The following is a 25975-nucleotide window of genomic DNA, read 5'->3' as shown; positions in this document are numbered from 1 at the left end:
CGATGTGACAAAAGGGCGACAAAGCCGTCAGCCATGCCTATATGCCGCGCCAACCAGCACGCGCGGCGAGTATCCATGTTGACGACCAATCCATTCGACGACGACAAACTGCGCGAGGAATGCGGCATTTTCGGCGTATCGAACGCCGATGGTGCCGCCGCTCTGGTGGCGCTCGGGCTCCACGCGCTCCAGCATCGCGGCCAGGAGGCGGCGGGCATTTCGAGCTTCGACGGCGCGCTGTTCCACACCCATCGCGCGATGGGGCATGTCGCGGGCAATTTCGACCGTCCGGAGGTGATCGAGGCGCTGCCGGGACGAGTCGCCGCCGGCCATGTGCGCTATTCGACCACCGGCGAGACCGCGCTGCGCAACGTGCAGCCGCTCTATGCCGACCTCGCCACCGGCGGCTTTGCGATCGCCCACAACGGCAACATCTCCAATGCGGCGCATCTGCGGCGCGAGCTGGTCCGGTCGGGTTCGATCTTTCAGTCGACGTCGGACACCGAGACGATCATCCACCTGGTCGCGACGTCGAGCTACCGCACGCTGCTCGACCGGTTCATCGATGCACTGAAGCAGGTCGAGGGGGCGTATTCGCTGATCTGCCTGACCGAAAGCGGCATGATCGCGTGTCGCGACCCGCTGGGCATCCGCCCGCTGGTCATGGGACGGCTGGGCGACTCGGTGATCTTCGCGTCGGAAACCGTCGCGCTCGACGTCGTCGGGGCGGAGTTCGTCCGCTCGGTCGATCCCGGCGAGCTGGTGATCGTCGAGGGCGACAAGGTGACGTCGGTGCGCCCCTTCGCGCCGGTCGCGGCGCGGCCGTGCATCTTTGAATGGGTCTATTTCTCGCGCCCCGATTCGATCGCGGAGGACCGATCGGTCTATTCGGTGCGCAAGGCGATCGGCGCACAGCTGGCCGACGAAAGCCCGGTCGACGCCGACCTGGTCATTCCGGTGCCCGACAGCGGCACCCCCGCTGCGCTGGGCTATGCGCAGCGATCGGGCATCCCGTTCGAGCTGGGCATCATCCGCTCGCACTATGTCGGACGCACCTTCATCCAGCCGGGCGACAAGGTCCGTCACCTGGGCGTCAAGCTGAAGCACAATGCGAACCGCGCGCTGATCCAGGGCAAGCGCGTGGTCCTGATCGACGATTCGATCGTGCGCGGCACGACCAGCCTGAAGATCGTTCAGATGATGCGCGAAGCCGGCGCAGCGGAGGTGCACATGCGCATCGCCAGCCCGCCGACGCGCCACAGCTGCTTCTACGGCGTCGACACGCCCGAGCGCGCCAAGCTGCTGGCCGCGCAGCTCGACGTCGGCGGCATGACCGATTTCATCCATGCCGACAGCCTCGCGTTCATCTCGATCGACGGGCTCTACAAGGCGCTGGGCGAGGCCGGGCGGGCGGCCGTGCGACCGCGCTATTGCGACGCCTGTTTCACCGGCGATTATCCCACCCCGCTGACCGATTGCGACGAACGCGCGGCCGGGCAGCTCGAACTGCTGGCGGAGTGAGCGACGCGATGACCGACCCTGCAAAGCCGCTCGCCGGCCGGACCGCGCTGATCACAGGGGCAAGCCGCGGCATCGGCGCCGCGACCGCCCGCGCGCTCGCAACCGCGGGCGCGCACGTCATCCTGACCGCGCGGACGACGGGCGGGCTCGAGGAAGTCGAGGAAGCGATCCACGCCGCCGGCGGCACGTCGACCATCGCGCCGCTCGACCTGGCGCAGACCGACGGCGTGGCCCGGCTGGGCAATGCGATCGCCGGGCGCTGGCCGACGCTCGACCTCCTGGTGCTCAACGCCGCGACCCTGGGGTCGCTGGCGGCGGTGCCGGCGTTCGATGCCAAGGAAGTCTCGAGCGTATTCACGCTGAACGTCAGCGCGCAGGCGGCGCTGCTGACTTCGTTCGACCCGCTGCTGCGCGCGGCACCCGCCGGCCGGATCATCGGCCTGACCTCCAGCGTGGCGCGGCAGCCGCGCGCCTATTGGGGGCTCTATGGCGCGTCCAAGGCCGCGTTCGAGAATCTGCTGCTCGCCTATGCCGAGGAAGTGCGCAACGTCAGCAAGGTTCGCGTCGCGATCGTCGATCCCGGCGCCACGCGCACCAAGATGCGCGCGCGCGCCTATCCCGGCGAGGACCCCGCCAGCGTCAAGCCGCCGGAGACGGTGGCGGAACGGATCGTGGCGCTGGCCGCGAGCGATTTCGAGACCGGGCACTTCGAACGCGTGGGGTGAGGCTGCGCTGCGTCCTTCGATGAGAGCATACGCGTCCTTCGATACGCGCCTTCGACTTCGCTCAGTCGCTACTCAGGATGAGCGGTAGTAGTCTTGGATTAAGAGTAGAGAACCGCTCATCCTGAGTAGCCGCTGAGCTTGCCGAAGCGGCGTATCGAAGGACGCAGAGCCACCCCGCCCCCTACTCCACCGCCGCCAGCACCTTCGCGACGAATCCCAGCCGCTGCCCCGACAATTCGCGCCCCGTCGCGCTCGGCCAGGACGAAGTGATCGCGATCACGGTGCGGGTCGCGGGGTCGATGACGATGCCCTGGCCGAAAATCCCCTGCGCGCCGAAGCGCCCGCCGGGATAGGTCCACCATTGATAGCCATAGCCGAAGCCCGGCGCGCCGATGCTGGCGAGCGGCGCGGTCGCGGTCTTGAACCAGTCGGGCGGCACCTGGCCCGCCCCGCCTTCGAGCGCGAACAGCCCCATGCGGGCATAGTCGCGCAGCGTGACCGACAGGCAGCAACCGCTGATTTCCTGACCCGAGGGATCGACCATCCAAAAGGCATCGCGCTGCATGCCCGCGGGTCTCCAGACCTTCTCGCTCAGATAGTTGGCGAGCGGCCGTCCGGTCGCGCGGGTGACGAGTACGCCGATCAGGTTCGTCTCGCCGGTCTTGTAGACCCATTTGCTGCCCGGTTCAGCCTCGCGCACCAGCGTTCGCATATAGGCGACCGTCGGGTCGACGCCGGGCGGCGCGGGCTTCGCATAAAGCCGGGCGACGTCCGAGTTGGGATCGGTATAATTCTCGTTCCACTTGACGCCCGAGGTCATGGTGAGGAGCTGCGCCACCGTCACGCCGTCATAGCCGCTGCCGGCCAGTTCGGGGATGTAGCGCGTGACGGGATCGTCGACCGACTTGATCGCACCGTCACGAATAGCCGCGCCGACCAGGGTCGAGGTGAACGACTTGGCGACTGAAAAGCTGGTCCAGCGCTGGTCCGGCCCGAAACCGCGCGCATAGCGTTCCAGCCGGACGCGGCCGTCCTGAACCACGATCAGCCCGGTCACATTCTGCGCCGCCATGAACGCATCCACGTCGGCGGCGGGCAGCGGCAGCGGCTCGCCGGCGGGCAGCGCGCGGACCTTGCCGCCCGCCTTGACGATATGGCCCGGGAACAAGGTCTCCATCGCCATGAAATTGCGGTCGCGCTCGGCCTGCGACCAGAACAGCACGCGTGCGCCGACCTGGCGCAGACCGTCGGCATTTTCGGGCGTCAGCGCGACCTGTGGCGAAGGGATGGCGGCATCCGTCGCCACGCGCGTGCCCTGCGTCGTCGCGCCGCATCCGCCCAGCGCCAGCGCGAGCGCACCTGCACAGGCCAGTCTCGTCCAAACGGTCATGTCTTCCCTCCCTTGACCAGCGTGACTTGAACCACATCGATGCCGCCACCCGCAAAGCCGCCCTCGCAATACATCAGATAGTAGCGCCACAGGTCGACAAAGCCGCGATCGAGATCGGCCGGCAGGCGGTGTTCGGCAACCGCGCGGTCGAGCGCATGCCGCCATTCGCGCAGCGTGCGGGCGTAGTCCGCGCCGAATGCGTGCGGATCGCGCCATGCAAGCCCGTGGCGTTCGGCCAGCGCACGAAAGCGTGACGTTGACAGCAGCATCCCGCCGGGAAAGATATAGGTCTGGATGAAATCGACATTGGCGGCATAGGCGTCGAAGATCGCGTCGTCGATCGCGATATACTGGATCGCCGCGCGGCCGCCGGGCTTCAGCACGCGCGCGATCGTCGCCAGATAGTCGGACCAATAGGCCTGGCCGACCGCCTCGACCATCTCGATGCTGGCGACCGCGTCATATTCCCCATCGACATCGCGATAGTCGGTGATCGCCACCGTCACCCCGTCCAGCCCCGCGTTGCGCGCAATCGCCGCTTCGGCCTGATGTTCGGACAGGGTAATCGCATGAACCCGTCGCCCGGCACGCGCCGCGCGTTCGGCAAACGAGCCCCAGCCACAGCCGATTTCGAGGATGCGCTCGCCCGGCTTCGTTCCGGTGCGCGCCAGGATGGCGTCGAGCTTGCGCGCCTGTGCCGCCGCGAGATCGTCGCTCGTGTCGAACAGCGCGCTCGAATAGGTCAGGCTCGGGTCGAGCCACAGCCGGTAGAAATCATTGCCCAGGTCATAATGGTAACGGATGTTGCGCCGCGCGCCCGCCCGGTCGTTGTGGTGGAGCCAGTGCAGCCAGCGCTTGACCGCGCGCGTCGGGCCGCTGGCGCGCGCGAGATTGCCGAGCGGCACGCGGTTGCGCATGAACAGGTCGAACAGCGGCACCGGATCGGCGCTGCTCCACTCCCCCGCCGCCCAGGCTTCATACCATCCCGCCGAACCGCCGGTGACGAGGCGCAGCAGCGCCCGCCAGCTGTGTACCCGCACTTCCGCCACCGGGCCGGGCGATCGCGCGCCCAGAAAGCGGGTGGTCCCGTCGGGCAACGACGCCTCGATCGTGCCCGCCGCCAGCCCGCGGTCGAGCCGGTCGAGCAAGCGGTGAAACGCCGGCGCGAGCCAACGCAGCGTGCCGCCCCCCCCGACCGGCGAGTGGGTGTTGCGGCCGGTGCGGCGTCCCCGATTGCGTGAGGGTGCGTTCATCGCGCCCCTCAATGCACGCGACGATGACGGCTGCAAGTCGCAACCGCGCCGTTCAGGCGATTGCCTTCACCGCCGCCAGCGCCCGTTCGCGTGCGGCACGGTGCGCGATGATCTTGCGCGGATAGCCCGACGGACGCTCGCCGGCCGCTTCCGGATCATGGATCGCATCGCCGCGCACCCCGGCCAGCTCTGGCACCCAATGGCGGATATAGGCGCCGGCATCGAATTTTTCCGACTGGCCGAGCGGCGCCATGATCCGCACGAACATGTTGGAATCGATGCCGGTCCCCGACACCCATTGCCAGTTGGTCGCGTTCGACCCGTAATCGGCATCGACCAGCGTGTCCCAGAACCAGCGTTCGCCCTCGCGCCAGTCGATCAGCAGATGCTTGATCAGGAAGCTGGCCGCGATCATCCGGACGCGATTGTGCATCCAGCCGGTGGCCCACAGCTGGCGCATCCCGGCATCGACGATCGGATAGCCCGTCTGCCCGCGCGTCCAGGCTTCGAAATCCCGCTTCACCGCCGCATCGCCAAGCGCGCGCCATTCCAGCGCGTCGAACTTGTCGCGCGCGTTGCGCGAGGCATAGTCGGGAAATTGCAGGATGACGTTCTGGGCATAATCGCGCCAGCCAAGCTCGCCCAGAAAGGTCGCGACCGATCCGCCGCGATCCATCGTGCGGTGCCAGACATAGCCCGGCGACACCTCGCCGAAATGCAAATGCGGGGACAGGCGCGACGTCCCCTCGACGCTGGGCAGGTTGCGCGCATCGCCATAGGACGACGCACGGTCGAGGAACGAGTCGATGCGCGCCCGCGCACCCGCCTCGCCGGGGGTCCATTCGGCCTCGAAGCCGGTCGCCCAGTTGGGTCGGGTGGGGCGCAGGCCCCAGTCGTCGAGCCGCTCGCTCTTCGGCCATCGCGCGGGCGAGGGAATTTCGCGCGGACGCTTGGCGGGCGCGGGCGGCGGCATATGATCCTGCAGCGCGCGCCAGAACGGGGTGTAGATCTTGTAGGGCTGACCGCTGCCGGTCGTCACCGATCCGGGCGGGACCAGATAGTTGCCGTCATGGCAGACCAGCTCGACCCGCTTGGCCAACGCGCGTTCGGCATTGCGCCACCAAGGCTCGTAATGGCGCAACGCATGGACCCGCGTCGCGCCGGTTTCCTCGGCCAGCCTGGCCAGCACATCGTCGACGCGGCCCCGGCGCAGAATCAGCCGCGAGCCCTTTTCGTGGAGGGTGGCGTCGAGTGCGGCCAGGCTGTGGTGCAGCCACCAGCGCGACGCCCCGCCCATTTTGCGGTGCTTGGGCGTCTCGTCGTCGAGCACATAGACGGGGATTACCGGGCCTTCCGACGCGGCGGCGGCAAGCGCGGCCTGATCCGACAGGCGAAGGTCACGGCGGAACCAGACGATGGTGGGCGCGGTCAAAATAGTCTTCCTGTCAGGCGGCAGTGGCGTGCGATGCCGGCATGTGCGCGGCGTAGGTGGTGGCGAGCGTCAACAGCGAGGCGACATGGCGGTCGGCGACTTCCATGGCGTCATGGCCGTAACCGCCGCCGAGCGCGCTCGCCAGCGGTACACCGCGCACAGCAAGGGTCCGCGCAATCCAGGCGTCGCGCGCGACCAGCCCCTCCCGGCTGAGCGCCAGCCGCCCGAGCCGATCGCCCGCGAACGGATCGACCCCGGCCTGGTAGAGCACCAGGTCGGGCGCGAAATCGTCGAGCAGGGGCATGAGCGTCGTCGCGAGCGCATCGAGATATTCGGCGTCGCCGACCCCGTCGGGCAAGGCGACGTCGAGGGTCGAGCGCGCCTTGCGCACCGGAAAATTCTTTTCCGCATGGATCGAATAGGTGGCAATGCCCGGCCGCCCGGCGGTGAGCGCGGCGGTTCCGTCGCCCTGATGCACGTCGCAATCGACAATCAGCACGCGGCGGGCATCGCCTGCCTCGACCAGCCGGACCGCGGCGATCGCCAGATCGTTGAACACGCAGAATCCGGCGCCGGTGTCGGCCAGCGCATGATGGCTGCCCCCCGCGGTGTTGGCGGCGAAACCGTGCGATTGAGCCAGACGCGCGGCGAGCCAGGTGCCGCCCGGCACCTTCTGCGCGCGCGCGGCAACGGTCGGGGTCACGGGAAAACCGATGCGGCGCTCCTTTTCGGGCGGCACGCGCGCCGCGAGCACCTGATCGACATACTCGGCATCGTGCACCGCCTCCAGCCAGTCACGCGGCATCGCCTCGGGCGCGTGCCAGACGATCGCCTCGTCCCGGGCGCGCAACAGGTCGCGAACCAGGCCGTTCTTGTTCCACTCATAAGCACTGCGCGCGGGCGCGGCGGCGACATAGTCGGGATGGTGGACGATGTGGATCACCGCACCTAGGTAGAGCCGGGCCCGCCCGCTTCCAACCGTGCCGAAGGACCATCCGGTGAACGACGTCTCCACCCTGCCCTATCGCCCCTGCGCCGGCGTGATGCTGATCAATCGCGACGGCCATGTGTTTGTCGGCCAGCGCATGGATTCGACACTGGAGGCGTGGCAGATGCCGCAGGGCGGGATCGACCCGGGCGAGGACGCGCTGACCGCCGCGATCCGCGAACTGGGCGAGGAAACCGGCGTGGCGCCGCATCTCGTCGAGCTGATCGCGCAGGCCCCCGACGAGCTGTGGTACGACCTGCCCGACGCGCTGATCGGCAAGGTGTGGCAGGGCAAGTGGCGTGGCCAGCGTCAAATGTGGTTCGCCTTTCGCTTCCTGGGCGAGGACCACGACATCGACATCGCAACGGCGCATCAGGAATTTCGCGCCTGGCGCTGGGCCGACCCGCGCGAGCTGCCCGCCATCGTCGTCGACTTCAAGCGCGCGCTCTATGAGGACGTGCTCGCCGCGTTCGCGCCTTGGGTCAGCGCGGGCCCTGCGGATCGGGGTGCGCCCGGACAAGCTGGATGACCTGAAGCATTGCAATCAGCAACCGGGCACGGGCTTCGTTGACATGCGCGATTACGACCGCCAGTCCGGCCCCAGCCATGCCTCCGCCGATCGCCGACGGATATTGTTCGAAAATCCGCGCCAGCCACGCGGGCGACATCTGGGCGGCGAGTGCAAAGACGGTCAGCGGAACGGTCACATAGGCGAGCAGCAGCAGCCGCGCGAAATAGGTCTGGCGGTCCTGGTTGATCTGCGCCAGCGCCAGCAGCGATGCCACCTCGGCATCGCTGCGCGATGCCACGATCGCCAGAACGCGCGCAAAGCCGCGATTTCGCATCAAGCCCGAAATCGAGTCGAACGGCGTGCGGCTGGCAAAGCTCGCCGCGCCGACCTGAGGCACCAGCAGGCGCCATGCCGGAAGGCAGGCAAGCAAGGCACGCCAGTGCGACAGCAGGACGCGCTCGTGCATCTCGATCATGCGATACCGGCCCCTGTTCCACCCAGGCCCTCCTTAGAAGTCCGTGCCGGCGGGTCCAGTCGTTCAGCTCTCGCGCACGCCGGAACGCGCGCGGATTGCGGGTGGATTGCTTTGATCTTGCCCTATTCCGCGCTTAGGTTAGCGCGCGTGCGCCCGTCCCTCCCCTTGTTCGCCGCCGCTCTGACTTCGTTCGCGATCGCCGACGCGAGCGCACAGGGGCGCCAGGATGCCCCGCTGTCGCCCGACCTTACGCGGATGCTCGAAGCCGCGTTGGCCAGCGGCAACGAGGCGGAGGTCGAGGTGATCGCCAAATATGCGCGCACGATCAGCCCGGAAAGCACCGATGCGATCAACGCGCTTGCCAATCGGTGGAAGGAGGAACGCCGCGAGGAGGCCGTCCAGCGCATCCGCGACGCGACGTTCTGGGAACTGGTTGAGGGGCGGATCGAGCTGGGCGGGTTTCAGACCACCGGCAACACCGACAATATCGGCGCGCACGCGATCCTGGACGTGAAGCGCGAAGGGCTGGTGTGGCGGCACAAGCTGCGCGGCATGATCGAATATCAGGAAAGCAACGGCGTGCCGACGCGCGAGCATTACCTGTTCGCCTATGAACCCAACTACAAGATCAGCGACCGCCTCTACGCTTATGGTGCCGCACAGTTCGAAAGCGACCGGTTCTTCGGCTATTCCTCGCGCTATTCGACTTCGCTGGGGGTTGGCTACAACGCGATCCGGCGGCCCCGACTGACGCTGGATCTCGAGCTTGGCCCGGCCTATCGCGCGACCGACTTCACCAATTCGCCCGACGAGAACAACGTCGCCGCGCGCGGTTCGCTCGACCTGATGTGGAAGGCGACGGCAGGTCTGACGCTGACGCAGAACGCATCGGCCTATCTGCAAAGCGCCAACAGCACGGTATCGAGCGTGAGCGCGATCAACGCGCGGCTGATCGGGCCGCTGTCGGGGCGCTTTTCCTATACGGTGCAGTATGAAAGCGACCCGCCCGCCGGCCGGCAGACCACCGACACGACCAGCCGGGCGTCGCTCGTCTATCAGTTCTGAGCACGCCGAGCCGGGTTCCGTTGCGTCGCCGAACCGGCTAGGGGACGCGGCATGAGCGGATTGAGCGCGATCGAGCGCGACCTTGTCGACCATGTCCGCGCCGCACCGATGCTGGCGCAGACCGAACGCTGGGTGGCGATCAACAGCGGCACGCGCAACCTGGCGGGGGTCGCGGCGATGGGCGCGACACTCGCCGACGCCTTCGCCGCACTGCCCGGCGACGTCGCGCTCGTCGCACCCGATGCAGTCGACAGCGTGAGCACGGAGGGCGAGGTGCGCGCGATCGGCCATGGCCACCACCTGCACCTGACCGTCCGCCCCGATGCGCCGGTGCAACTGCTGTTCACCGGCCACATGGATACCGTGTTCGGCGCGGATCACCCGTTTCAGCAGGCGCGGTGGCTGGATGACGGGACGCTCAACGCGCCGGGAGCCGCCGACATGAAGGGCGGGCTGGCGCTGATGCTCGCCGCGCTCGAGGCAGTGGAGGCGAGCCCGGTCGCCGATCGCTTCGGCTATGAGGTCGTCATCAATTCGGACGAGGAAACCGGGTCGCTTTCGTCCGCCGGCCTGATTGCGCGCGCGGCGGCTGGAAAGCGCGCGGCGCTGACCTACGAACCCGCGCTGCCCGACGGGACGCTGGCGGGCGCGCGGGGCGGCACCGGCAATTTCTCGATCGTCGTGCGCGGGCGCAGCGCCCATGCGGGGCGCAACCCCGACGATGGCCGCAATGCGATCGTCGCGGCGGCGGCGCTGGCGGTGCGGCTGGCGGCGGGGAAGGATGACGGCCTGTCGGTCAATCCGGCGCGCATCGACGGCGGCGGACCGAACAACGTCGTCCCCGACCTGGCGATCCTGCGCGTCAATTTCCGCCCGCGCAGCGTCGACGCGATCGCGCGTGCCGACACGCTGCTCGACGAAGCGATCGCCGCGGTTACCGCGGCGCATGACGTGGCGATTGCGCGCCACGGCAGCTTCAACCGCCCGCCCAAGCCGATCGATCCCGGCGCGGAGCGGCTGTTCGCGCTCGTCGCCACCGCCGGGTCGGACCTGGGCATCCCAGTCAGCTGGCGCGCGACCGGCGGCGTGTGCGACGGCAACAATATCGCGGCGTGCGGCGTGCCGGTCATCGACACGATGGGCGCGCGCGGCGGTGCCATCCATTCCGCCGACGAGTTTCTGATCCCCGACAGCCTGCCCGAGCGCGCGGCGTTGAGCGCGGTGACGATCCACCGGCTGGTCACACAGGGGCTTTGATGACATTCGTGATCCGCGCCGCCACCGACGGCGACCTCAAGCATCTTTATGAAATGGCCAAGCTGACCGGGGGCGGCTTCACCAACCTGCCGCCCGACCGCCCGTCGCTGGAGGCGAAGCTGGCGCGCAGCCACGCGGCCTTCGCACGCGACGAAGACAGCCTGGCCGACGAATTGTTCGTCATGGTGCTGGAAAACGCCGCGACCGGCGAAGTGCGCGGGACGTGCCAGATCTTCAGTCAGGTGGGTCAGCGCTGGCCGTTCTACAGCTATCGACTGGGCACCGTCACCAAGCATAGCGAGGCGCTCAATCGCACGTTCCGCGCCGAATTGCTGTCGCTGGTCAACGATCTGGAGGGGGCGAGCGAGGTCGGCGGGCTGTTCCTGCACCCCGGCGAGCGTGCCGGCGGGCTGGGGCTGTTGCTGGCGCGCAGCCGCTACCTGTTCATCGCCGCGCATCGCGAACGTTTCGCCGACCGCATCCTGGCCGAGCTGCGCGGCGTGATCGACGAAGCGGGCGGGTCGCCCTTCTGGGACGGCGTGGCGGGCCGCTTCTTCGGCATGAGTTTCCAGGAAGCCGACCAGTTCAATGCGATCCACGGCAACCAGTTCATCGCCGACCTGATGCCCAAGCACCCGGTCTATACCGCGATGCTGCCCGAAACCGCGCGCCAGGTGATCGGCCGCCCGCACCCCAGCGGCCGCGCCGCGATGCGGATGCTGGAGAATGAAGGCTTCGCGTTCGAGAATTATGTCGATATCTTCGACGGCGGCCCGACGATGATCGCGCGCACCGATCAGGTGCAGAGCATTCGTTCGGCGCGCCAGTCGGAGGTCACCGGGCTGAGCGATGCCGGCGAACCGGCGCTGATCGCGACCGGAAGGCTGGGCAGCTTCCGCGCGACCCAGGGCTGCGTCCAGCCGCAGCATGACGGCGTGCTGATCGACGAGCGCAGCGCGGAATTGCTGGGCATCGCGACCGGCGACGTCATCCACCACGTCGCGCGCTGAAACAGGGGACCCTCATGCTGCGTGAAATCAATTTCGACGGGCTGATCGGCCCGAGCCACAATTATGCGGGGCTAAGCCCGGGCAACCTGGCGGCGACGCGCAACTCGGGCAACGTCTCCGCGCCGCGCGCGGCGGCGCTGCAGGGGATCGAGAAGATGCGCGCCAATCTGCGCCTGGGGCTGGCGCAGGGCATCTTCTATCCGCTCGCACGCCCCGACCACGCATGGCTGGCGTCGCTGGGCACGCGCTACGCCGACGCGCCGCGGCATTTGCAGGCCCAGGCCCTGTCGGCATCCGCGATGTGGGCCGCCAATGCCGCGACCGTGTCGCCCGCCCCCGACACCGCCGACGGCAAGTGCCATTTGAGCGTCGCCAATCTGGTGACGATGAAGCATCGCAGCCATGAATGGCCGGGCACGCTCGCGCAGCTGCGCGTGGCGTTTGCGGATCCGGCGTTTGTCGTCCACGCCCCCGTCCCGCCGCCGTTCGGCGACGAGGGCGCGGCCAACCATATGCGGCTGACCCGCACGCATGACGCGGCGGGACTGGAGGTGTTCGTCTATGGCGTGGCGGGTGGCCCCTTCCCCGCCCGCCAGTCGCGCGATGCCAGCGAGGCGATCGCGCGGCGCCACGGGCTGTCGCCCGAACGCTGCCTGTTCGTCGAACAGTCGACGATCGCGATCGCGGCGGGCGCATTCCACAACGACGTGGTGGCGGTCGCCAACGGTCCGGTGCTGTTCACGCACGAATTCGCCTTTGCCGACCGGCTGGGCACCCATGCCGAGCTGCGCGCGCGCATGCCCGAGGTCGAGATCGTCGAGGTGCCGGCCGCTCGGGTCAGCCTGGCCGACGCGATCAGCTCCTATCTGTTCAATGCCCAGCTGGTGACGCTGCCCGGCGATGGCGGGATGGCGCTGATCCTGCCGACCGAGGCACGCGACACGCCGGCCGTCTGGGACTGGTTGCAGGAGCATGTCGCGGGCAACGGCCCGATCCGGCGGCTGGAGGTCGTCGACGTTCGCCAGTCGATGGCAAATGGTGGCGGGCCCGCCTGTCTGCGCCTGCGCGTCGTCGCCGATCCAGAGCGGGTAGATCCGCGCTTCATCGTCGACGAGGCACGGCTCGATCGCATCGCCGAGATCGTCGCCGCGCGATGGCCCGAAGAGATCGCGCCCGACCAGATCGCCGATCCCGAGCTGATCCTGCAGATCGAATCGGCGCGTCATGCCCTGCTCAGCGCCATGGAGTTGTCGGAACTTTTGACAGATTGAACGGGACGCTGGGCGACGACTCGCGGATTGCCGCGAGTGGTCCGGGGCTTGCTTTACTAACGGCATGTTTACCAAGTTCGCGCGTCTGTTCGTCATCAAGACCAAGTTCGAGGCCTTTGCCGTGATCTACGGCCTGAGCCTGGGGGCGACGGAGCGCGGCGTGCATTATCTCCAGCAATACCCAGGGGTCGGCGGCTGGATGCTGTTCGCGCTGTGCCCGGTGGCGGTGTTCATGGCCGGCGCGCGGATCCTCCATTCACTCGAAAGCGAGGAAGGCTGACCGAGGCAAGGCTGTCGTCGGCGAGCAGGTCGGGCGCGACGTTCAGCACCGGTGCGGCCAGCTGGGGCCGGAACGCCGGATAGGGCACCGCGCGGCCGAGCACCGCGACTTCGGCACCCAATCCGGTGAGCGCGAACAGCTCGCGCGCGAAATCCGTGGGCAGGCGAATGCAGCCGTGCGACGCAGGATAGCCGGGCAGGTCGCCGCCATGAAGCGCGATGCCGTCCCAGGTCAGCCGCTGCATGAACGGCATCGGCGCGTCGCTGTAGAGGTTGGAACGGTGGAAAGGCCGTTTCTGCAGAATGGTGAACTCACCGACCGGGGTCGGCTTGGCGCGGGTGCCCGACGAGATGGTCGACGCGCCGATCAGCGCCCGGCCGCGATAGACGAACAATTGCTGCATCGGCAGGCTGACGACGATCCGCACCGGCTGGCGCGGATCACCACGGTCGGCTGACCAGAAGGACTGTCCGGGACGCATCGATATCGCCGCGCGTTCAACGTCCAACCCGGAGACTTGCTGGGCATCCGCCACCGTAGCTGTCGCCAATGTCAGCGCAGCACCAAGGCCCGCCGCAATCGTCCTGAGATGGGTCAACGCACCCTCCTGTCGCCTGCACGAATAGCGGAATGCACCGGGGCGCGGAACCGTTTCAACGCATTGCGTTCAAGATCGGCACCGCGATCGATCAGGTGCCGCCGGGTGTGGCGTTGCGCGGCGGAACGGCTTAAGCCTACGGCGCATGACCGGTCCCGCCCCCGCCGCCGCTCCGCACCGCTTCTATGCCGGCCAGGCGCAGGGGCTGATCCGCGTCGCTGCCTGCACCCCACTCAGCCGGGTCGCGGACCCAGCATATAATGCGCGCACCGCGATCGATCTCGCGCGGCAGGGGCACGACGCCCATGCAGACCTGCTGGTCTATCCCGAGCTCAACCTGACCGGCTATGCGCTCGACGACCTGCACCTGCAGGACGCGATCTGCACAGCCAGTGAGCAAGCACTCGCCGAGGTCATCGCCGCCAGCCGCGATCTGGCCCCGGTGCTGCTGCTTGGCGCGGCGCTGCGGCGCAACGGGCGACTTTACAACTGCGCGGTCGCGGTTTCGCGGGGGCGCGTGCTGGGGGTCGTCCCCAAAACCTACCTGCCCAATTACCGTGAATATTACGAGAAGCGGTATTTCGCGTCGGGAATGGGGCTCGTCGGCCTGGATATCGAAGTGGCGGGCCAGCGGGCACCGTTCGGCACCGACCTGATCTTTGCCGCCGGGGACCTCGCCGACTTCGTGTTTCACGCCGAGATCTGCGAGGATTACTGGGCACCGCTGCCGCCCTCGACCGAGGGGGCGCTGGCCGGCGCGCTCATCCTGTGCAACCTGTCGGCGTCCAACATCCTGATCGGCAAGGCGCGCGAGCGCGCGCTGCTGTGCGCCGCGCAATCGGCACGGACGATGTCCGCCTATGTCTATTCGGCGTCGGGACCCGGCGAAAGCACCACCGATCTCGCCTGGGACGGCCAGGGGATGGTGCACGAACTGGGCGAACAGATCGCCTCGTCCGAGCGGTTCGATGTCGCGTGCGAGTTGCTGCTCGCCGATGTCGATGTCGAGCGCCTGAGGCTGGAGCGGATGCGGACGGGCACGTTCAACGACTGCGCCGCCGCCAGGAGTCATCCGGAACAGCGATTCCGGCGCATCACCTTCGATCACCGGCCGGAGTTCGCCGATCGCGGCGTAATCCGGGCGATCGCGCGCTTTCCGTTCGTTCCCGACGATCCGGTGACGCTCGACGCCGACAGCTATGAGGCGTTCAACGTCCAGGTGGAGGGATTGCGCCAGCGCGTCGTCGCAAGCGGCGTCAAGCGGCTGGTGATCGGCATTTCGGGCGGGCTGGATTCGACTCATGCGCTGATCGTCGCGGCCAAGGCGTTCGACCGGCTGAACCGGCCGCGCACCGACATTCTGGGCTTCACCATGCCCGGATTCGCGACGGGCGAGGCGACCCGCGCCAATGCGTGGGCGCTGATGAGCGCACTGGGGATCACGGGCGCCGAAATCGACATCCGCCCCGCCGCGCGCCAGATGCTCGGCGATCTGGGCCACCCCTTTGCCGCCGGCGAGCCGGTGCACGACGTGACGTTCGAAAATGTCCAGGCGGGGCTGCGCACCGATTATCTGTTCCGCATCGCCAATCAGCGCGAAGGGCTGGTGGTCGGCACCGGCGACCTGTCCGAGCTGGCGCTGGGCTGGTGCACCTATGGCGTCGGCGACCAGATGAGCCATTACGCGGTGAATTGCGGCGTGCCCAAGACGCTGATCCAGTTCCTGATCCGGTGGTGTATCCGGACCGGCCAGTTCGACGCCGACACCGATCGCGTGCTCGACGCGATCCTGGCGACCGAGATTTCGCCCGAGCTGGTGCCCGCAGGCGCGGATGGCGTGATCCAGCGGACCGAGGCGCTGATCGGCCCCTTCCCGCTCAACGACTTCTTCCTTCACCATGTCGTGCGCCAGGGGCTCAAGCCGTCGAAGATCGCGTTCCTCGCGTGGCATGCCTGGCGCGATGCGGCGGCGGGCGAATGGCCGCCCGATTATCCCGATGCTCGCCGGATCGGCCATGATCTGGGCGAAATCGGGATGTGGCTCGAACGGTTCCTCAAACGCTTCTTTCAGACGAGCCAGTTCAAGCGTTCGGCTATGCCCAACGGTCCCAAGGTTTCGGCCGGCGGGGGGCTGAGCCCGCGTGGCGACTGGCGCGCGCCGTCGGACAGCGTGGCGACCGCGTGGCTGGACGAGCTGCGCGCGGGTCTGCCGCCACGCGACTGACGAATTCGTGCGATGCGGCGCCGGCGGTACCACAACATCGCAAGTGTCGCGCCTTTCAAGCAGTTACGCGACACCGGCAAAACCGGCGGGGTGGTATAGCGGGTCAGCTTATCACATCGAGTCGGAGGCGCAGTGACCAGGGCCGACGACGATATTATCCGCCAGACGCTCGCGGCCTTGCTGGAGCATCCCGACCATAGCGGCTGGGCGGTCCTGATGGGTGACGATTGCCATCTGCGCATCGGCAACCGTGCCCCCGCCGTGGAGAAGATCGCTTCGCTGCGCCAATTGATGCGTCTGTTCGACGCGCTCGAATCGGTGGGCGGCAGTTTCCTCGACTATTGGTCGTGCGCCGACACGCTGCTGGTCGAAACCGAGTTCACGTTCCACGCCGAACATGGCGGGCTTGGCACCATTCCGTGCGCGATCATCGTCCGCCACACATCGGGGCTGATCCGCGACATCCGCATCATGCTCGACCCCGAGCCGATCCGGCACCGCCTGCCCTTCGGCTGACCGCGCTCAGGCGACCTGCGCCTCGCCATGTCCACTGTGGTGAAAGCGCGACACGACCAGGACGACGACCGCACCCACCGCCAGCCCGACGATCGCCGAGCCGATCGCCGTGACCAGCCATTCGAGGATCCCGCCGATCGCCGGCACGGCATGGCCGACCGCCACCGCCGCGTCGTGTACGATGTGCTCGATCGTCGCAAAGCCGAATGCCGCCAGCCCGTGGATGATGATGCCGCCGCCGACCCACACCATCGCGGCGGTACCGATCAGGCTGAGCGCGCGGAGCAGCGCCGGCATCCCGCGCACCAGCCCGCGGCCCAGCATCTGCGCGGTACCGCCCGGGCGCTTGGCGAGATACAGGCCGAAATCGTCCATCTTCACGATCAGCGCAACGACGCCGTAGACCGCGATGGTGATGCCGATCCCGACCAGCGCGAGCACCGCCGCCTGGGTCCCGATGCTGCGGCCGGTCAGGTCGGCGAGCGCGATCGCCATGATCTCCGCCGACAGGATGAAGTCGGTTCGGATGGCCCCGCCGACCTGGCGCGCTTCGAGCGCCTTGGGATCGGTGATCTCGATCACTTCATCGGCATGATGCGCACCCGATAGCTTCTCCCAGACCTTTTCCGCCCCTTCAAAACACAGATAGGTCCCGCCGAGCATCAGGATCGGGGTGATCAGCCACGGTGCCAGCGCGCTGAGCGCCAGCGCGACGGGCAGGATGAATAGCAGCTTGTTGCGCAGCGACCCCACCGCGATCTTCGCGATGATCGGCACTTCGCGATCGGGCGACAGGCCGACGACATAGCTGGGCGTGACCGCCGCGTCGTCGATGACGACCCCCGCCGATTTGGTGCCCGCACGCCCCGCCGCCGCCGCGACATCGTCGAGCGAGGACGCCGCGAGCTTGGTCAGCGCGGCGACATCGTCAAGCAGTGCGATCAAACCACCCGGCATTTCTGTATTCCCCTTTTCGGCCGGCGCTCAACACACGAGGGCGAAATCAGTCGCCTATGCCCCCCGCGAAACCGTCGCCGACATAATCGCTGAACCGCGTGATCTGAGGCTCGAACTTCAGCGTCACCTTGCCCGTCGCACCATGGCGCTGCTTGGCGATGATCAGCTCGGCCAGGCCGAAGACGCGCTCCATATCCTGCGCCCATTGCGCGTGATCCTCGAAGATTCGCGCATCGTCCCCCTCGCGCGGCCGCTTCGGCTCCTTGGCGGCGACGTAATAATCCTCGCGATAGACGAACAGCACGATGTCGGCGTCCTGTTCGATCGAACCGGATTCGCGCAGGTCGGAAAGCTGCGGCCGCTTGTCCTCGCGCTGTTCGACCGCGCGGCTGAGCTGCGACAGCGCGATCACCGGCACGTTCAGATCCTTGGCCAGCGTCTTCAACCCGCGCGAAATTTCAGAGATTTCCTGGACGCGATTGTCGCCCGAGTTGCGCCCGCTGCCCTGCAGCAGCTGGAGATAGTCGACGACGACCAAGCCGAGTTCGAAGTTCAGCCGCGATTGCAGGCGGCGGACGCGCGTGTGCAGCCCGCTGATCGTCAGCCCGGCAGTATCGTCGATATAGAGCGGCAGTTGCTCGAGATCCGCGGCCGCGTCGGCCAGGCGCGTGAACTCGGCCTTGCTGATCTTGCCCATGCGCAGCGCTTCGGAACTGATCCCCGATTGTTCGGCAAGGATACGGGTCGCGAGCTGGTCCGCCGACATTTCGAGGCTGAAAAACGCGACCTTGGCGCCGGGCGAGCGATCCTTGCCGATGCCCAGCTTCTGATCGTCCATCCAGCGCCGCGCGGCATTGAACGCGATGTTGGTGGCGAGCGACGTCTTGCCCATGCCGGGACGCCCGGCGAGGATGATCAGGTCGGAACGCTGCATGCCGCCCGTGCGCGCGTTGACGCTTTCCAGCCCGGTGGTGATGCCCGACAGATTGCCGCCCGAATTGAGCGCGCGGTCGGCCATCTTGACCGCCAGCTTGGTCGCCTCGGCAAAGCTCTTGACCGTGTTGGCCGACCCGGCATCGCCCGCCACCGAAAACAGCGCTTCCTCGGCTTCCTTGATCTGCGCGGCGGGATCGACCGCCTCGCTGGTATCCATCGCCTTTTCGACCAGGCCGCGACCGACGGTAATCAGCGCGCGCAGCATGGCGAGATCGCGAATCTGCCGCGCGAACTGGCGCGCGCCGATCAGCGCCGCGCCGCTGCCGGTCAGCTGGGCGAGATAGGCCGGGCCGCCCAATTGCGCCATGCCGGCATCGTCGACAAACAACGGCCGCAGCGTCACCGGGGTCGCCAGCATGTCCGACTGGCGCAGCCGCGCGATCTTCTCGAAAATCCGGCCGTGCACGGGTTCAAAGAAATGATCGGGCTCCAGCTCCTCGATCATGTCGTCGGCCAGGCGGTTGTCGATCATCATCGCGCCGAGCAGCGCGGCCTCCGCCTCGACATTCTGGGGCAGGCGAACGGGATCGCCGCCAGGGGTCGAAGGGGAATCGTCACGCGCCATCCCCCCTCTCTTTCAGACGGGGCGACGCACCTCAAGCGCCGTGGTGCAAGATTGCGGTTGGTAAAGCTGTGGACAGGCGATCGGCGCGCCGAATTGGCCCGTTGATTTGGCGCGGCGAAACCGCCATCGCTGACGATGTCATGTCCGACCCGCGCATCATCGACATCTCGCTGGATGAACGCACCATCCTGTGGCGCAACGCGGACATCGAACAGGAGCGCAGGATCGCGATCTTCGACCTGCTCGAGGGCAATTATTTCAAGCCGGCGCGCGCGCATGATGACGGCTATGCCGGGCCCTATCGCATCCACCTGCATGTCGAGGAAGGGCGGCTGGCCATCGACATCATGCGCGACAATGGCGCGCATCTGGAGACGCTGGTGCTCGGGCTGGCCCGGTTTCGCCGGCCGATCCGTGATTACTTCGCCATCTGCGACAGCTATTACAAGGCGATCCGCCAGGCGACGCCGATGCAGATCGAGACCGTCGACATGGCGCGGCGCGCGATCCACAACGAAGCGGCCGAGCTGCTGCGCGAGCGGCTGGATGGCAAGGTCGCGATCGATTTCGATACCGCGCGCCGGTTGTTCACGCTGATCTGCGTCCTCCACATCCGCGGCTGACGGGCGTGACGGGCGGCCCATCCTATCGCGGCCAGGTCGCGATCGTCGTCGCGCTCGTGGTGGCGGCGGCACTGCTGGTCGCGGGCGCGCGCGCGCTGGCGGCGGGATGGGCACCGGACCGGAGCGATTTCGCGCTGCAGGGCATGACGATCGACGAGACCGACGGTCCTGTCGACTGGCCGATTGTCGCGGCACAGGGCGTCGATTTCGTCTATCTCCGGGCGAGCGCGGGCGTTGCGACCCGCGATCGGCGCTTCGCCGCGCACTGGGCGGCGCTGGCCCACGGCAATGTGCGGCGCGGTGCCATACATGTCCTGTCGCTGTGCGAACCCGCGGGCGCTCAGGCCGCGCTGTACCTGCGCATGGTGCCGCGAACCGAAGATGCGTTGCCGGGCGTGCTCGCAATCGACGAGGTCCCCGACTGCGCGCGCGCGATGACCCCGGCAGCCGCTGCAAATCATGTCCGCCGCTTCCTGGCGATCGCCGAGCGGCACATGCAGCTGCCGATGCTGATCCGCATCGCGCCCGCGGTCGAGGCGCGCTTCGCGCTGAGCCGTGCCGTCGACCGTCCGTTATGGGCTGCGCGCAACTGGTTCGCGCCCGATTACCTCGCGCGGCCGTGGCGATTGTGGCAGGCAAGCGACATGCGCCGGATCGACGGCGTCGCGGGACCGGTCAGATGGAGTGTGGTGGCCCCATGAACGTGATTTCGGACCACCCGGTCGCCGACCGCCTGATCGCCGCCGCACGCGAGGCGGCAACGCGCGCGCATGCGCCCTATTCGGGTTTCGCGGTCGGCGCGGCGCTGCTGCTGACCGACGGATCGATCATCCGCGCCGCGAATTTCGAGAATGCGAGCTACGGCCTGTCGCTATGTGCCGAAACCGTCGCCTGCGCCACGGCGAACAGCCAGGGGCGGCTGACCGACATCGTCGCGGTCGGCATTGTCGGCGGGATGATGCGGACCGATGAAGCGGGCGACACGCCCGTAAGGCCATGCGGGCGATGTCGTCAGGTGCTGAACGAGGCGGCACAGATGGGGCATCGCGAGCTGGATATTTACTGCTCCGGGCTGTCGGGGGGCCAGATCGAGCATCACCGACTGTCCGACCTGCTGCCCTATGCCTTCGGTCCCGCCAGCCTGGGCATGTAGCGGTCGCCTGACGCGCGGGCGTCGTAGAGCCGGCCTTAACCCGTAACCGCTAGAGCCTAGGCCATGTCGACGATGGCCCCGGCCAATTCCGCCCATGCCGATCCGCACACGCGCGCGGTGCCCGCACCGCCCGTACCGGTCCGCGGCTATCACGCGACGATCGCGGTCGTGCTGGTTGCCCTGCCGATCGCCGTGCTGCTGTGTGTTCGTGTCGGTGCGAGTGTTACCGTGCTGCCTTTATTGTCGATGGCCGGCCTGCTCGCCATCTTGTGGCGCGCGCATCGGCACTATCGCGCGCGCGGCGATACGCAGCGGCTGGGTGAAGCGCTGGGCGCGCTGGCCCTGCTGATCGCATCCGGCGCGGCGGCCGGTGCGATCAGCCAGCTTGGCCTCGCGCTCCACCGGCCCCTGATCGACCCGTGGCTGGCGACCATCGATCGCGCGACCGGCTTTGCGAGCACCGCGGTGACGGCGGACCTGGCGGCGTCGCCGGTGCGCATCGCGCTGCTCGGTGCCGCTTATCTCAGCTCCTTTCCGCTGATCTTCCTGAGCGCCGTCGTGCTTGCGCTGCGCGGGTCCCGCGAGGCGCTGTGGGGACTGATCTTCAGCTTCGCGGCGGCGATCGTACTTTGTGCAGGGTGCGCGGCGCTGTTCCCCGCGATCGGTGCCTTTCCTCATCTCGGGCTCGCCCCCGATGTCGCCGCGCGCCTGCCGGCAGGGGCCGGTGTCTATCATCTGCCCGCCTTCGATCATTTTCGCGGCGGCGGACCGATCACGCTCGACATGCTCAAGCTCCAGGGCGTCGTGACCTTTCCCTCGTTCCACACCGCGCTCGCGTGGATGACTGCGTTCGCGTGGCGACAGACGCGGCCGATCTTCATCCTCATGCTGGCGTGGAACGCGCTGGTCATCGTCTCCACCATCCCGATCGGCGGGCATTACGGCATCGACCTGATCGCAGGGACGCTGTTGTGGGCGGCGATCCATTGGTGGGTGTCAACGCGAACGGGAAGCGCGTCGCCCGAAAGCCAGGCGGGACCGATCGCGACCACCCCGACGCGGGCCTAGTCCGATCTGCCACGCACGCCCGCTCTTGCCCAACCCGGCGATTCCCGCGAAAGCCGTGCGCACGAGCAAGGGGCGACGTTAAGATGATCATGTCCGACCGGTGGATTCGCGAACAGGCGCAGGCGCACGGCATGATCGAGCCGTTCGTCGAGGCCCAGCGGCGCGAGGGCTGCATCAGCTATGGTCTGTCCTCCTACGGCTATGACGCACGGGTCGCCGACGAGTTCAAGATCTTCACCAATGTCGACAGCGCCATCGTCGATCCCAAGAACTTTGCCGCGAACAGCTTCGTCGATCGCCAGACCGATGTCTGCGTGATCCCGCCCAACAGCTTCGCGTTGGCGCGCACCGTCGAATATTTCCGGGTGCCGCGCGACGTGCTGGTGATCTGCCTCGGCAAGTCGACCTATGCGCGCTGTGGCATCATCGTCAACGTAACCCCGCTCGAACCCGAATGGGAGGGGCATGTGACGCTGGAGTTTTCGAACACCACCCCACTGCCCGCGCGGATTTATGCCAACGAAGGCGCGTGCCAGTTCCTGTTCCTCAAGGGGGATCAGAGCTGCGAGACGAGCTATGCCGACCGTGCCGGCAAATATATGGGGCAGCGTGGTGTCACCCTGCCCCGGCTTTAGGTTTGCGAAGGGTAATGCCGGATGCCCTTGCGACACCCGGTCGTACGCCCGGCTTGGCGTGCGACACCATGCCGGGCTGTCTGACGGTCAGCGTGCGCCGAGCGCGGTGGCACTCACTGCAGGCTTCAGTCGCGACATGCCGGTGGCGGCGATCTGGTGCGCCATGACCACGCGGTCGCCGGCGAGCCGCATTTCGACATCTTCGCCCGCCAGCACGCGCGCATAGAGTTGCGCCGCCTTTTCCGGACGATTGGTCCGCGCCATGACGGCGGCAAGGTTGATCAGGACTTCGGGCTTGTCAGGATAAATCCGCGCTTCGGCCATCAGCCGCTTTTCCGCCGTGTCATAGTCGCCGCGCGCGATCAGCGACTGGGCATAGGGATCGGCGCGTTCTTGCGCATACGCTGGTGCGGTGGAGACCGCAGCCAGCGCCGCGACAAGGTGGAGGGTAACAACGTGCTTCATGATTGGGCTCCTGTCCTAATGTTACGTTTCGGTTTCTTAGTTGTGACACTTATATGACGACAGGACAAGCCGGTATTTTAGGCGAATTTGTTCCGAAACGACTGTTTTTCCACGACCGCCCTGCGCGAGGCACAGCGATGGGCGGCAACGAATATGACAAAATGGCGACATTTGTTGCCACGACGCGGTTTCAAACATGCGGCGAACCGCGAGGGTCGGACCCCGGTGACAGCCGCCACACGCCAAAGCGCAACGGTCGCAACGCTTACAAAGTCGCGCTCACTCGTGCGGTGACGGTCGACGACGGCGGACGAAACAAAAAAGGGCGGCCCCGCGGGACCGCCCTTTTGTCGTGATATGGTTTCCAGGGTCAGAAATCGGAGCGATACTGCTCGTTGCCGACAAAACCCAGCTTAGTCACATTCGCGCGCTTGATGATCGCCAGCACCTGGTCGACCTTTTCATACCGCGCGGCCGCGTCGGGCTGCAGGTGCAACTCGGGCTCCGGGCTCATCGCCGTCGTCTGGTCGAGATACTGGGCGAGCGTCACTTCGTCGACCGGCGCGCCATTCCACAGGATGTTCCCGTTGGCATCGATCAGCACCTTGTTCTTCTGGCTGTCGATGATGTCCTTCTGCTGGTTCGGGTCCGGCTGCGGCAGATCGATCTTCACCGCGTGCGTCTGCACGGGGATGGTGATGATGAACATGATCAGCAACACCAGCATCACGTCGATCAGCGGCGTGGTGTTCATTTCCATCATCGGCTCGCCGTCGTCGCGGCCTGCGCTCATTGCCATGTCAAACTACTCCTTCACGCGACGAAATCAGCTGCCGAGCTTTTGCGGCTCGGAAATGAACCCGACCTTGGGAAAACCGGCCTGCTGCATCGTATAGATGGCGCCGCCGATGCACCGATAGGGGGTGTTCACGTCGCCACGGATATGCACTTCGGGAAGCTCGAGGCCGGCTGCGTTGGGTCCGCCCTGACGCGCGACCTCGTCCTCCAGCTTCTTGACCGCGCGCGTCAGCAGCTCCTCGCTCGTCAGTCGGCTCGTCAGCCAATAGACCTCGCAGCCGTCCGCGCCACCCTTCACCGACAGCAGCACGTTCTCGGGCTTGGTGACAGTCACTTCGTACTCCACCTTGGGCAGGTCCAGCTTCACCGTCTCGAGCACCACCGGCACCGCGATCAGGAAGATGATGAGGAGCACCAGCATCACGTCGACGAGCGGCGTGGTATTGATGTCCGACAGGGGGGCATCGTCGCCACCACCGCCTGTGCTGATTGCCATTCTTCAGTTCCTACACAATGTCGCGAGACATGCCCGGCGATCCGCAGGGGATAACAAGGGCATGTCCCATTTTTCCGCGCAACAGCAAGAACGGCGCGCCCGGATGTGCGCGCCGCTTCACGTCACGCCGCAGTGGTCTTGACGCCACCGGCCTGACCGGCGGTCGTCTTCGGGGCCGGCGGGGTCGGACCCTTCTTGGTCGCGGCGACCGGGCGGACCGCGCCGTTCGACGCCAGATAGCCGAGCACATCGTTCGAGAAGGCGCTGAGCTCTTCCGCGATCGCCTTGTTGCGGCGCTGCAGCCAGTTGAAGGCAAGCACCGCAGGCACCGCGACGACCAGACCGAGCGCGGTCATGATCAGCGCCTCACCCACCGGACCGGCGGTCGCGTCGATCGACGCCTGGCCCGACGAACCGATCTTGATCAACGCGCGATAGATGCCGACCACGGTCCCGAACAGGCCGATGAACGGCGCGGTCGCGCCGACGGTCGCCAGGAAGGCGAGACCGGCGGTGAGCTGCGAATTGATCGCCGCTTCCGAACGCGCCAGCGAGCCGTGCAGCCAGTCATGCGCCTCGACCGGATCGGTCAGCAGCTTGTGCTGCTCCTGAGCCGCGATGCCGTCGTCGACGATCTGGCGATAGGCGCTGTTCTGCTCGAGCTTCGTCGCACCTTCACGCAGGCTGTTCGACGACCAGAAGGTCGCACGGACCCGCTTGGCCTGGTTCATGATCTTCTGCTGTTCGAACAGCTTGGTCATCATGATGTAGAGCGAAACGAATAGGAACAGCACCAGAATCGTGAAGGTACCCTGGGCGATCAGCCCGCCTTCGCGCAGCGCAGCGGACAGCCCGTACGGATTTTCACCGGCCGGAGCGCCAGCGGCAAGAATGGTGGTCAGCATGTTCAATGGTTTCCCTTGATCAACGGTTTTTAAGTTTCAGCATGGTGGATCGCGCGCGCCACGACGGCGCCGCGGCCCCGACTATTGAGGAATTTTCCAGACGATCCGGCGCGACGACGACGACCGGATCGGATTGCCGTTCTGATCCTTCGCGGGCGTGTAGCGCCCGCGGCGGGTCAGCGCGGCGCACGCCGCACGATCCAGCGCCTGCGATCCGCTGGACGCGGTGACGCGGCAATTCTCGATCCGGCCCTGTTCGTTGATGTCCCAGCTGACCGCGGTCGTCCCTTCCTCGCCTGCGCTGAGCGAACGCGACGGATAATCGTCGGTCGTCACCCACTCGGCGGGATTTCCCTTCGGACCCGCAGCCTTGCTGACCACCGGCGCGGGGGGCGCGACGGGAGCGGCAGGAACCGGCGGCGCGGCCGTGGGAATCGGCGCATAATTGGCGGGCGGCGTCGTCACGGACTGGATCACCACCGGCGGCGGCGTGTTCGAACGCACGATCGGCGGCGGCGTCACGACCGGCGGCGGCTGGGTCACCGGCTGATCCGGCGGCGGCGGCGGTGGCGGCACTTCCTCCGGCGGCGGCGGCGGTTCGATGATATCGAACGCCTCCAGATCCGCCTGGGCCTTCTTAACATATTTATAGGCCAGGCCGGTTATAAACGCGTAGCCCAGCACAGCCATGATGATGGTGACCGTAACGATCGCCACCAAACGGCTGCTTCCAGTGTTCCGGTCAGCATAGGCCATTCCGCAACCAAACTCCCTAAATCCCGACATGGACACGGCGAC

28 protein-coding genes are annotated in these 25975 nt (G+C 67.1%); 15 read left to right on the top strand and 13 right to left on the bottom strand.

The features are described 5' to 3' along the window. The first annotated feature begins 75 nt into the window (after positions 1-75). A complete protein-coding gene (purF, locus tag AX676_RS09500) occupies positions 76-1521 on the top strand; it encodes an amidophosphoribosyltransferase (RefSeq protein ID WP_066479618.1) in 1446 nt (481 codons plus the stop codon). 8 nt (positions 1522-1529) lie between these two features. Beyond that, a complete protein-coding gene (locus tag AX676_RS09495) occupies positions 1530-2246 on the top strand; it encodes an SDR family NAD(P)-dependent oxidoreductase (protein WP_066480126.1) in 717 nt (238 codons plus the stop codon). Positions 2247-2427: 181 nt separating this feature from the next. On the opposite strand, the gene AX676_RS09490 is transcribed toward AX676_RS09495, so the two are convergent. Genes AX676_RS09490 through AX676_RS09475 form a run of 4 tightly spaced genes read right to left on the bottom strand, consistent with a single transcriptional unit; the run spans position 2428 to position 7264 of the window. After that, positions 2428-3636 (bottom strand): serine hydrolase domain-containing protein, encoded by a 1209-nt coding sequence (locus AX676_RS09490; RefSeq protein WP_066479621.1) that lies wholly within the window; start codon positions 3634-3636, stop codon positions 2428-2430. Next, complete coding sequence (locus tag AX676_RS09485) at positions 3633-4889, bottom strand: SAM-dependent methyltransferase (protein ID WP_066479623.1); 1257 nt, start codon at positions 4887-4889, stop codon at positions 3633-3635. Before AX676_RS09485 ends, AX676_RS09490 begins: the two co-directional genes overlap by 4 nt. 52 nt (positions 4890-4941) lie before the next feature. Continuing rightward, positions 4942-6321, bottom strand: a complete 1380-nt coding sequence (locus tag AX676_RS09480; protein WP_066479625.1) for a cryptochrome/photolyase family protein — start codon at positions 6319-6321, stop codon at positions 4942-4944. 13 nt (positions 6322-6334) lie between these two features. After that, positions 6335-7264 (bottom strand): histone deacetylase family protein, encoded by a 930-nt coding sequence (locus AX676_RS09475; RefSeq protein ID WP_066479626.1) that lies wholly within the window; start codon positions 7262-7264, stop codon positions 6335-6337. A 55-nt stretch (positions 7265-7319) separates the two neighbouring features. Between AX676_RS09475 and AX676_RS09470 the strand changes: the two genes are divergently transcribed. Next, a complete protein-coding gene (locus AX676_RS09470; protein WP_066480128.1) occupies positions 7320-7838 on the top strand; it encodes an RNA pyrophosphohydrolase in 519 nt (172 codons plus the stop codon). Here AX676_RS09470 and AX676_RS18280 read toward each other — a convergent pair. Continuing rightward, positions 7792-8295, bottom strand: a complete 504-nt coding sequence (locus AX676_RS18280; protein WP_066479628.1) for a hypothetical protein — start codon at positions 8293-8295, stop codon at positions 7792-7794. The two genes, AX676_RS09470 and AX676_RS18280, sit on opposite strands and share 47 nt — an antisense overlap. 147 nt (positions 8296-8442) lie before the next feature. Here AX676_RS18280 and AX676_RS18275 point away from each other — a divergent pair, with 147 nt between their 5' ends. The 5 genes from AX676_RS18275 to AX676_RS09440 all read left to right on the top strand — a co-directional run bounded on the left by AX676_RS18275 (position 8443) and on the right by AX676_RS09440 (position 13178). After that, positions 8443-9360, top strand: a complete 918-nt coding sequence (locus AX676_RS18275) for a DUF481 domain-containing protein (RefSeq protein WP_066479630.1) — start codon at positions 8443-8445, stop codon at positions 9358-9360. Positions 9361-9411: 51 nt separating this feature from the next. Then, positions 9412-10617: a hydrolase gene (locus AX676_RS09455; protein ID WP_197417099.1), complete on the top strand. Its 1206-nt coding sequence runs from the start codon at positions 9412-9414 to the stop codon at positions 10615-10617. Continuing rightward, on the top strand, positions 10617-11627 hold the full coding sequence (locus AX676_RS09450) for an arginine N-succinyltransferase (protein WP_066479633.1): 1011 nt from the start codon (positions 10617-10619) through the stop codon (positions 11625-11627). The genes AX676_RS09455 and AX676_RS09450 overlap by 1 nt, the downstream gene beginning before the upstream one ends. A gap of 14 nt (positions 11628-11641) precedes the next feature. Beyond that, positions 11642-12898, top strand: a complete 1257-nt coding sequence (locus tag AX676_RS09445) for an N-succinylarginine dihydrolase (RefSeq protein ID WP_066479635.1) — start codon at positions 11642-11644, stop codon at positions 12896-12898. A gap of 64 nt (positions 12899-12962) precedes the next feature. Then, positions 12963-13178 carry a hypothetical protein gene (locus tag AX676_RS09440; RefSeq protein ID WP_066479636.1) on the top strand — a complete coding sequence of 72 codons (216 nt, stop codon included), beginning with the start codon at positions 12963-12965 and terminating at the stop codon, positions 13176-13178. On the opposite strand, the gene AX676_RS09435 is transcribed toward AX676_RS09440, so the two are convergent. After that, the gene (locus AX676_RS09435; RefSeq protein ID WP_082730846.1) at positions 13129-13776 is read right to left on the bottom strand and encodes a L,D-transpeptidase family protein; all 648 of its coding nucleotides are present in this window, start codon (positions 13774-13776) and stop codon (positions 13129-13131) included. The two genes, AX676_RS09440 and AX676_RS09435, sit on opposite strands and share 50 nt — an antisense overlap. 145 nt (positions 13777-13921) lie before the next feature. Here AX676_RS09435 and AX676_RS09430 point away from each other — a divergent pair, with 145 nt between their 5' ends. Together AX676_RS09430 and AX676_RS09425 are read left to right on the top strand one after the other, a co-directional pair. Next, complete coding sequence (locus tag AX676_RS09430; RefSeq protein ID WP_066479639.1) at positions 13922-16000, top strand: NAD(+) synthase; 2079 nt, start codon at positions 13922-13924, stop codon at positions 15998-16000. Positions 16001-16132: 132 nt separating this feature from the next. Beyond that, positions 16133-16516 carry a hypothetical protein gene (locus AX676_RS09425; RefSeq protein ID WP_066479641.1) on the top strand — a complete coding sequence of 128 codons (384 nt, stop codon included), beginning with the start codon at positions 16133-16135 and terminating at the stop codon, positions 16514-16516. A 6-nt stretch (positions 16517-16522) separates the two neighbouring features. On the opposite strand, the gene AX676_RS09420 is transcribed toward AX676_RS09425, so the two are convergent. Together AX676_RS09420 and AX676_RS09415 are read right to left on the bottom strand one after the other, a co-directional pair. Next, positions 16523-17473 carry a DUF808 domain-containing protein gene (locus AX676_RS09420; RefSeq protein WP_066479642.1) on the bottom strand — a complete coding sequence of 317 codons (951 nt, stop codon included), beginning with the start codon at positions 17471-17473 and terminating at the stop codon, positions 16523-16525. Positions 17474-17519: 46 nt separating this feature from the next. Then, a complete protein-coding gene (locus AX676_RS09415; protein ID WP_066479643.1) occupies positions 17520-19034 on the bottom strand; it encodes a replicative DNA helicase in 1515 nt (504 codons plus the stop codon). Between the two features lie 140 nt (positions 19035-19174). Here AX676_RS09415 and AX676_RS09410 point away from each other — a divergent pair, with 140 nt between their 5' ends. The 5 genes from AX676_RS09410 (at position 19175) to dcd (ending at position 22513) form a co-directional block, all read left to right on the top strand. Further along, a complete protein-coding gene (locus tag AX676_RS09410; RefSeq protein WP_066480135.1) occupies positions 19175-19657 on the top strand; it encodes a UPF0262 family protein in 483 nt (160 codons plus the stop codon). 5 nt (positions 19658-19662) lie between these two features. Beyond that, positions 19663-20358 carry a glycoside hydrolase family 25 protein gene (locus AX676_RS09405; RefSeq protein WP_066479645.1) on the top strand — a complete coding sequence of 232 codons (696 nt, stop codon included), beginning with the start codon at positions 19663-19665 and terminating at the stop codon, positions 20356-20358. Further along, complete coding sequence (locus tag AX676_RS09400) at positions 20355-20810, top strand: cytidine deaminase (RefSeq protein WP_197417098.1); 456 nt, start codon at positions 20355-20357, stop codon at positions 20808-20810. The genes AX676_RS09405 and AX676_RS09400 overlap by 4 nt, the downstream gene beginning before the upstream one ends. Before the next feature lie 63 nt (positions 20811-20873). Then, complete coding sequence (locus AX676_RS09395) at positions 20874-21878, top strand: phosphatase PAP2 family protein (protein ID WP_066479646.1); 1005 nt, start codon at positions 20874-20876, stop codon at positions 21876-21878. 83 nt (positions 21879-21961) lie between these two features. Next, a complete protein-coding gene (gene dcd, locus AX676_RS09390) occupies positions 21962-22513 on the top strand; it encodes a dCTP deaminase (RefSeq protein ID WP_066479648.1) in 552 nt (183 codons plus the stop codon). Positions 22514-22600: 87 nt separating this feature from the next. On the opposite strand, the gene AX676_RS09385 is transcribed toward dcd, so the two are convergent. The 5 genes from AX676_RS09385 to AX676_RS09365 form a co-directional block, all read right to left on the bottom strand. Then, positions 22601-22978 (bottom strand): tetratricopeptide repeat protein, encoded by a 378-nt coding sequence (locus AX676_RS09385; RefSeq protein WP_066479650.1) that lies wholly within the window; start codon positions 22976-22978, stop codon positions 22601-22603. A 370-nt stretch (positions 22979-23348) separates the two neighbouring features. Next, positions 23349-23777, bottom strand: a complete 429-nt coding sequence (locus AX676_RS09380) for an ExbD/TolR family protein (RefSeq protein ID WP_066479652.1) — start codon at positions 23775-23777, stop codon at positions 23349-23351. Between the two features lie 27 nt (positions 23778-23804). Further along, positions 23805-24272 (bottom strand): ExbD/TolR family protein, encoded by a 468-nt coding sequence (locus tag AX676_RS09375; protein WP_066479653.1) that lies wholly within the window; start codon positions 24270-24272, stop codon positions 23805-23807. Positions 24273-24394: 122 nt separating this feature from the next. After that, entirely contained in the window at positions 24395-25177 is a 783-nt protein-coding gene (locus tag AX676_RS09370; RefSeq protein ID WP_066479656.1) for a MotA/TolQ/ExbB proton channel family protein, read from the bottom strand. Positions 25178-25258: 81 nt separating this feature from the next. After that, positions 25259-25933 carry an energy transducer TonB gene (locus tag AX676_RS09365; protein ID WP_066479657.1) on the bottom strand — a complete coding sequence of 225 codons (675 nt, stop codon included), beginning with the start codon at positions 25931-25933 and terminating at the stop codon, positions 25259-25261. Between the last annotated feature and the right edge of the window lie 42 nt (positions 25934-25975).

It is taken from the genome of Sphingomonas sp. CCH21-G11 (genome assembly GCF_001555965.1).
Classification (GTDB): Bacteria; Pseudomonadota; Alphaproteobacteria; order Sphingomonadales; family Sphingomonadaceae; genus Sphingomonas.
This window is presented reverse-complemented; position numbering and strand designations above follow the sequence as displayed.

Bases quoted from the DNA above. Each gene is read 5' to 3' on its own strand.
- purF (WP_066479618.1), top strand. From the start codon at position 76: ATGTTGACGACCAATCCATTCGACGACGACAAACTGCGCGAGGAATGC.
- AX676_RS09495 (WP_066480126.1), top strand. From the start codon at position 1,530: ATGACCGACCCTGCAAAGCCGCTCGCCGGCCGGACCGCGCTGATCACA.
- AX676_RS09490 (WP_066479621.1), bottom strand. From the start codon at position 3,636: ATGACCGTTTGGACGAGACTGGCCTGTGCAGGTGCGCTCGCGCTGGCG.
- AX676_RS09485 (WP_066479623.1), bottom strand. From the start codon at position 4,889: ATGAACGCACCCTCACGCAATCGGGGACGCCGCACCGGCCGCAACACC.
- AX676_RS18280 (WP_066479628.1), bottom strand. From the start codon at position 8,295: ATGATCGAGATGCACGAGCGCGTCCTGCTGTCGCACTGGCGTGCCTTG.
- AX676_RS09455 (WP_197417099.1), top strand. From the start codon at position 9,412: ATGAGCGGATTGAGCGCGATCGAGCGCGACCTTGTCGACCATGTCCGC.
- AX676_RS09450 (WP_066479633.1), top strand. From the start codon at position 10,617: ATGACATTCGTGATCCGCGCCGCCACCGACGGCGACCTCAAGCATCTT.
- AX676_RS09445 (WP_066479635.1), top strand. From the start codon at position 11,642: ATGCTGCGTGAAATCAATTTCGACGGGCTGATCGGCCCGAGCCACAAT.
- AX676_RS09440 (WP_066479636.1), top strand. From the start codon at position 12,963: ATGTTTACCAAGTTCGCGCGTCTGTTCGTCATCAAGACCAAGTTCGAG.
- AX676_RS09430 (WP_066479639.1), top strand. From the start codon at position 13,922: ATGACCGGTCCCGCCCCCGCCGCCGCTCCGCACCGCTTCTATGCCGGC.
- AX676_RS09420 (WP_066479642.1), bottom strand. From the start codon at position 17,473: ATGCCGGGTGGTTTGATCGCACTGCTTGACGATGTCGCCGCGCTGACC.
- AX676_RS09415 (WP_066479643.1), bottom strand. From the start codon at position 19,034: ATGGCGCGTGACGATTCCCCTTCGACCCCTGGCGGCGATCCCGTTCGC.
- AX676_RS09410 (WP_066480135.1), top strand. From the start codon at position 19,175: ATGTCCGACCCGCGCATCATCGACATCTCGCTGGATGAACGCACCATC.
- AX676_RS09400 (WP_197417098.1), top strand. From the start codon at position 20,355: ATGAACGTGATTTCGGACCACCCGGTCGCCGACCGCCTGATCGCCGCC.
- AX676_RS09395 (WP_066479646.1), top strand. From the start codon at position 20,874: ATGTCGACGATGGCCCCGGCCAATTCCGCCCATGCCGATCCGCACACG.
- dcd (WP_066479648.1), top strand. From the start codon at position 21,962: ATGATCATGTCCGACCGGTGGATTCGCGAACAGGCGCAGGCGCACGGC.
- AX676_RS09385 (WP_066479650.1), bottom strand. From the start codon at position 22,978: ATGAAGCACGTTGTTACCCTCCACCTTGTCGCGGCGCTGGCTGCGGTC.
- AX676_RS09380 (WP_066479652.1), bottom strand. From the start codon at position 23,777: ATGGCAATGAGCGCAGGCCGCGACGACGGCGAGCCGATGATGGAAATG.
- AX676_RS09375 (WP_066479653.1), bottom strand. From the start codon at position 24,272: ATGGCAATCAGCACAGGCGGTGGTGGCGACGATGCCCCCCTGTCGGAC.
- AX676_RS09370 (WP_066479656.1), bottom strand. From the start codon at position 25,177: ATGCTGACCACCATTCTTGCCGCTGGCGCTCCGGCCGGTGAAAATCCG.
- AX676_RS09365 (WP_066479657.1), bottom strand. From the start codon at position 25,933: ATGGCCTATGCTGACCGGAACACTGGAAGCAGCCGTTTGGTGGCGATC.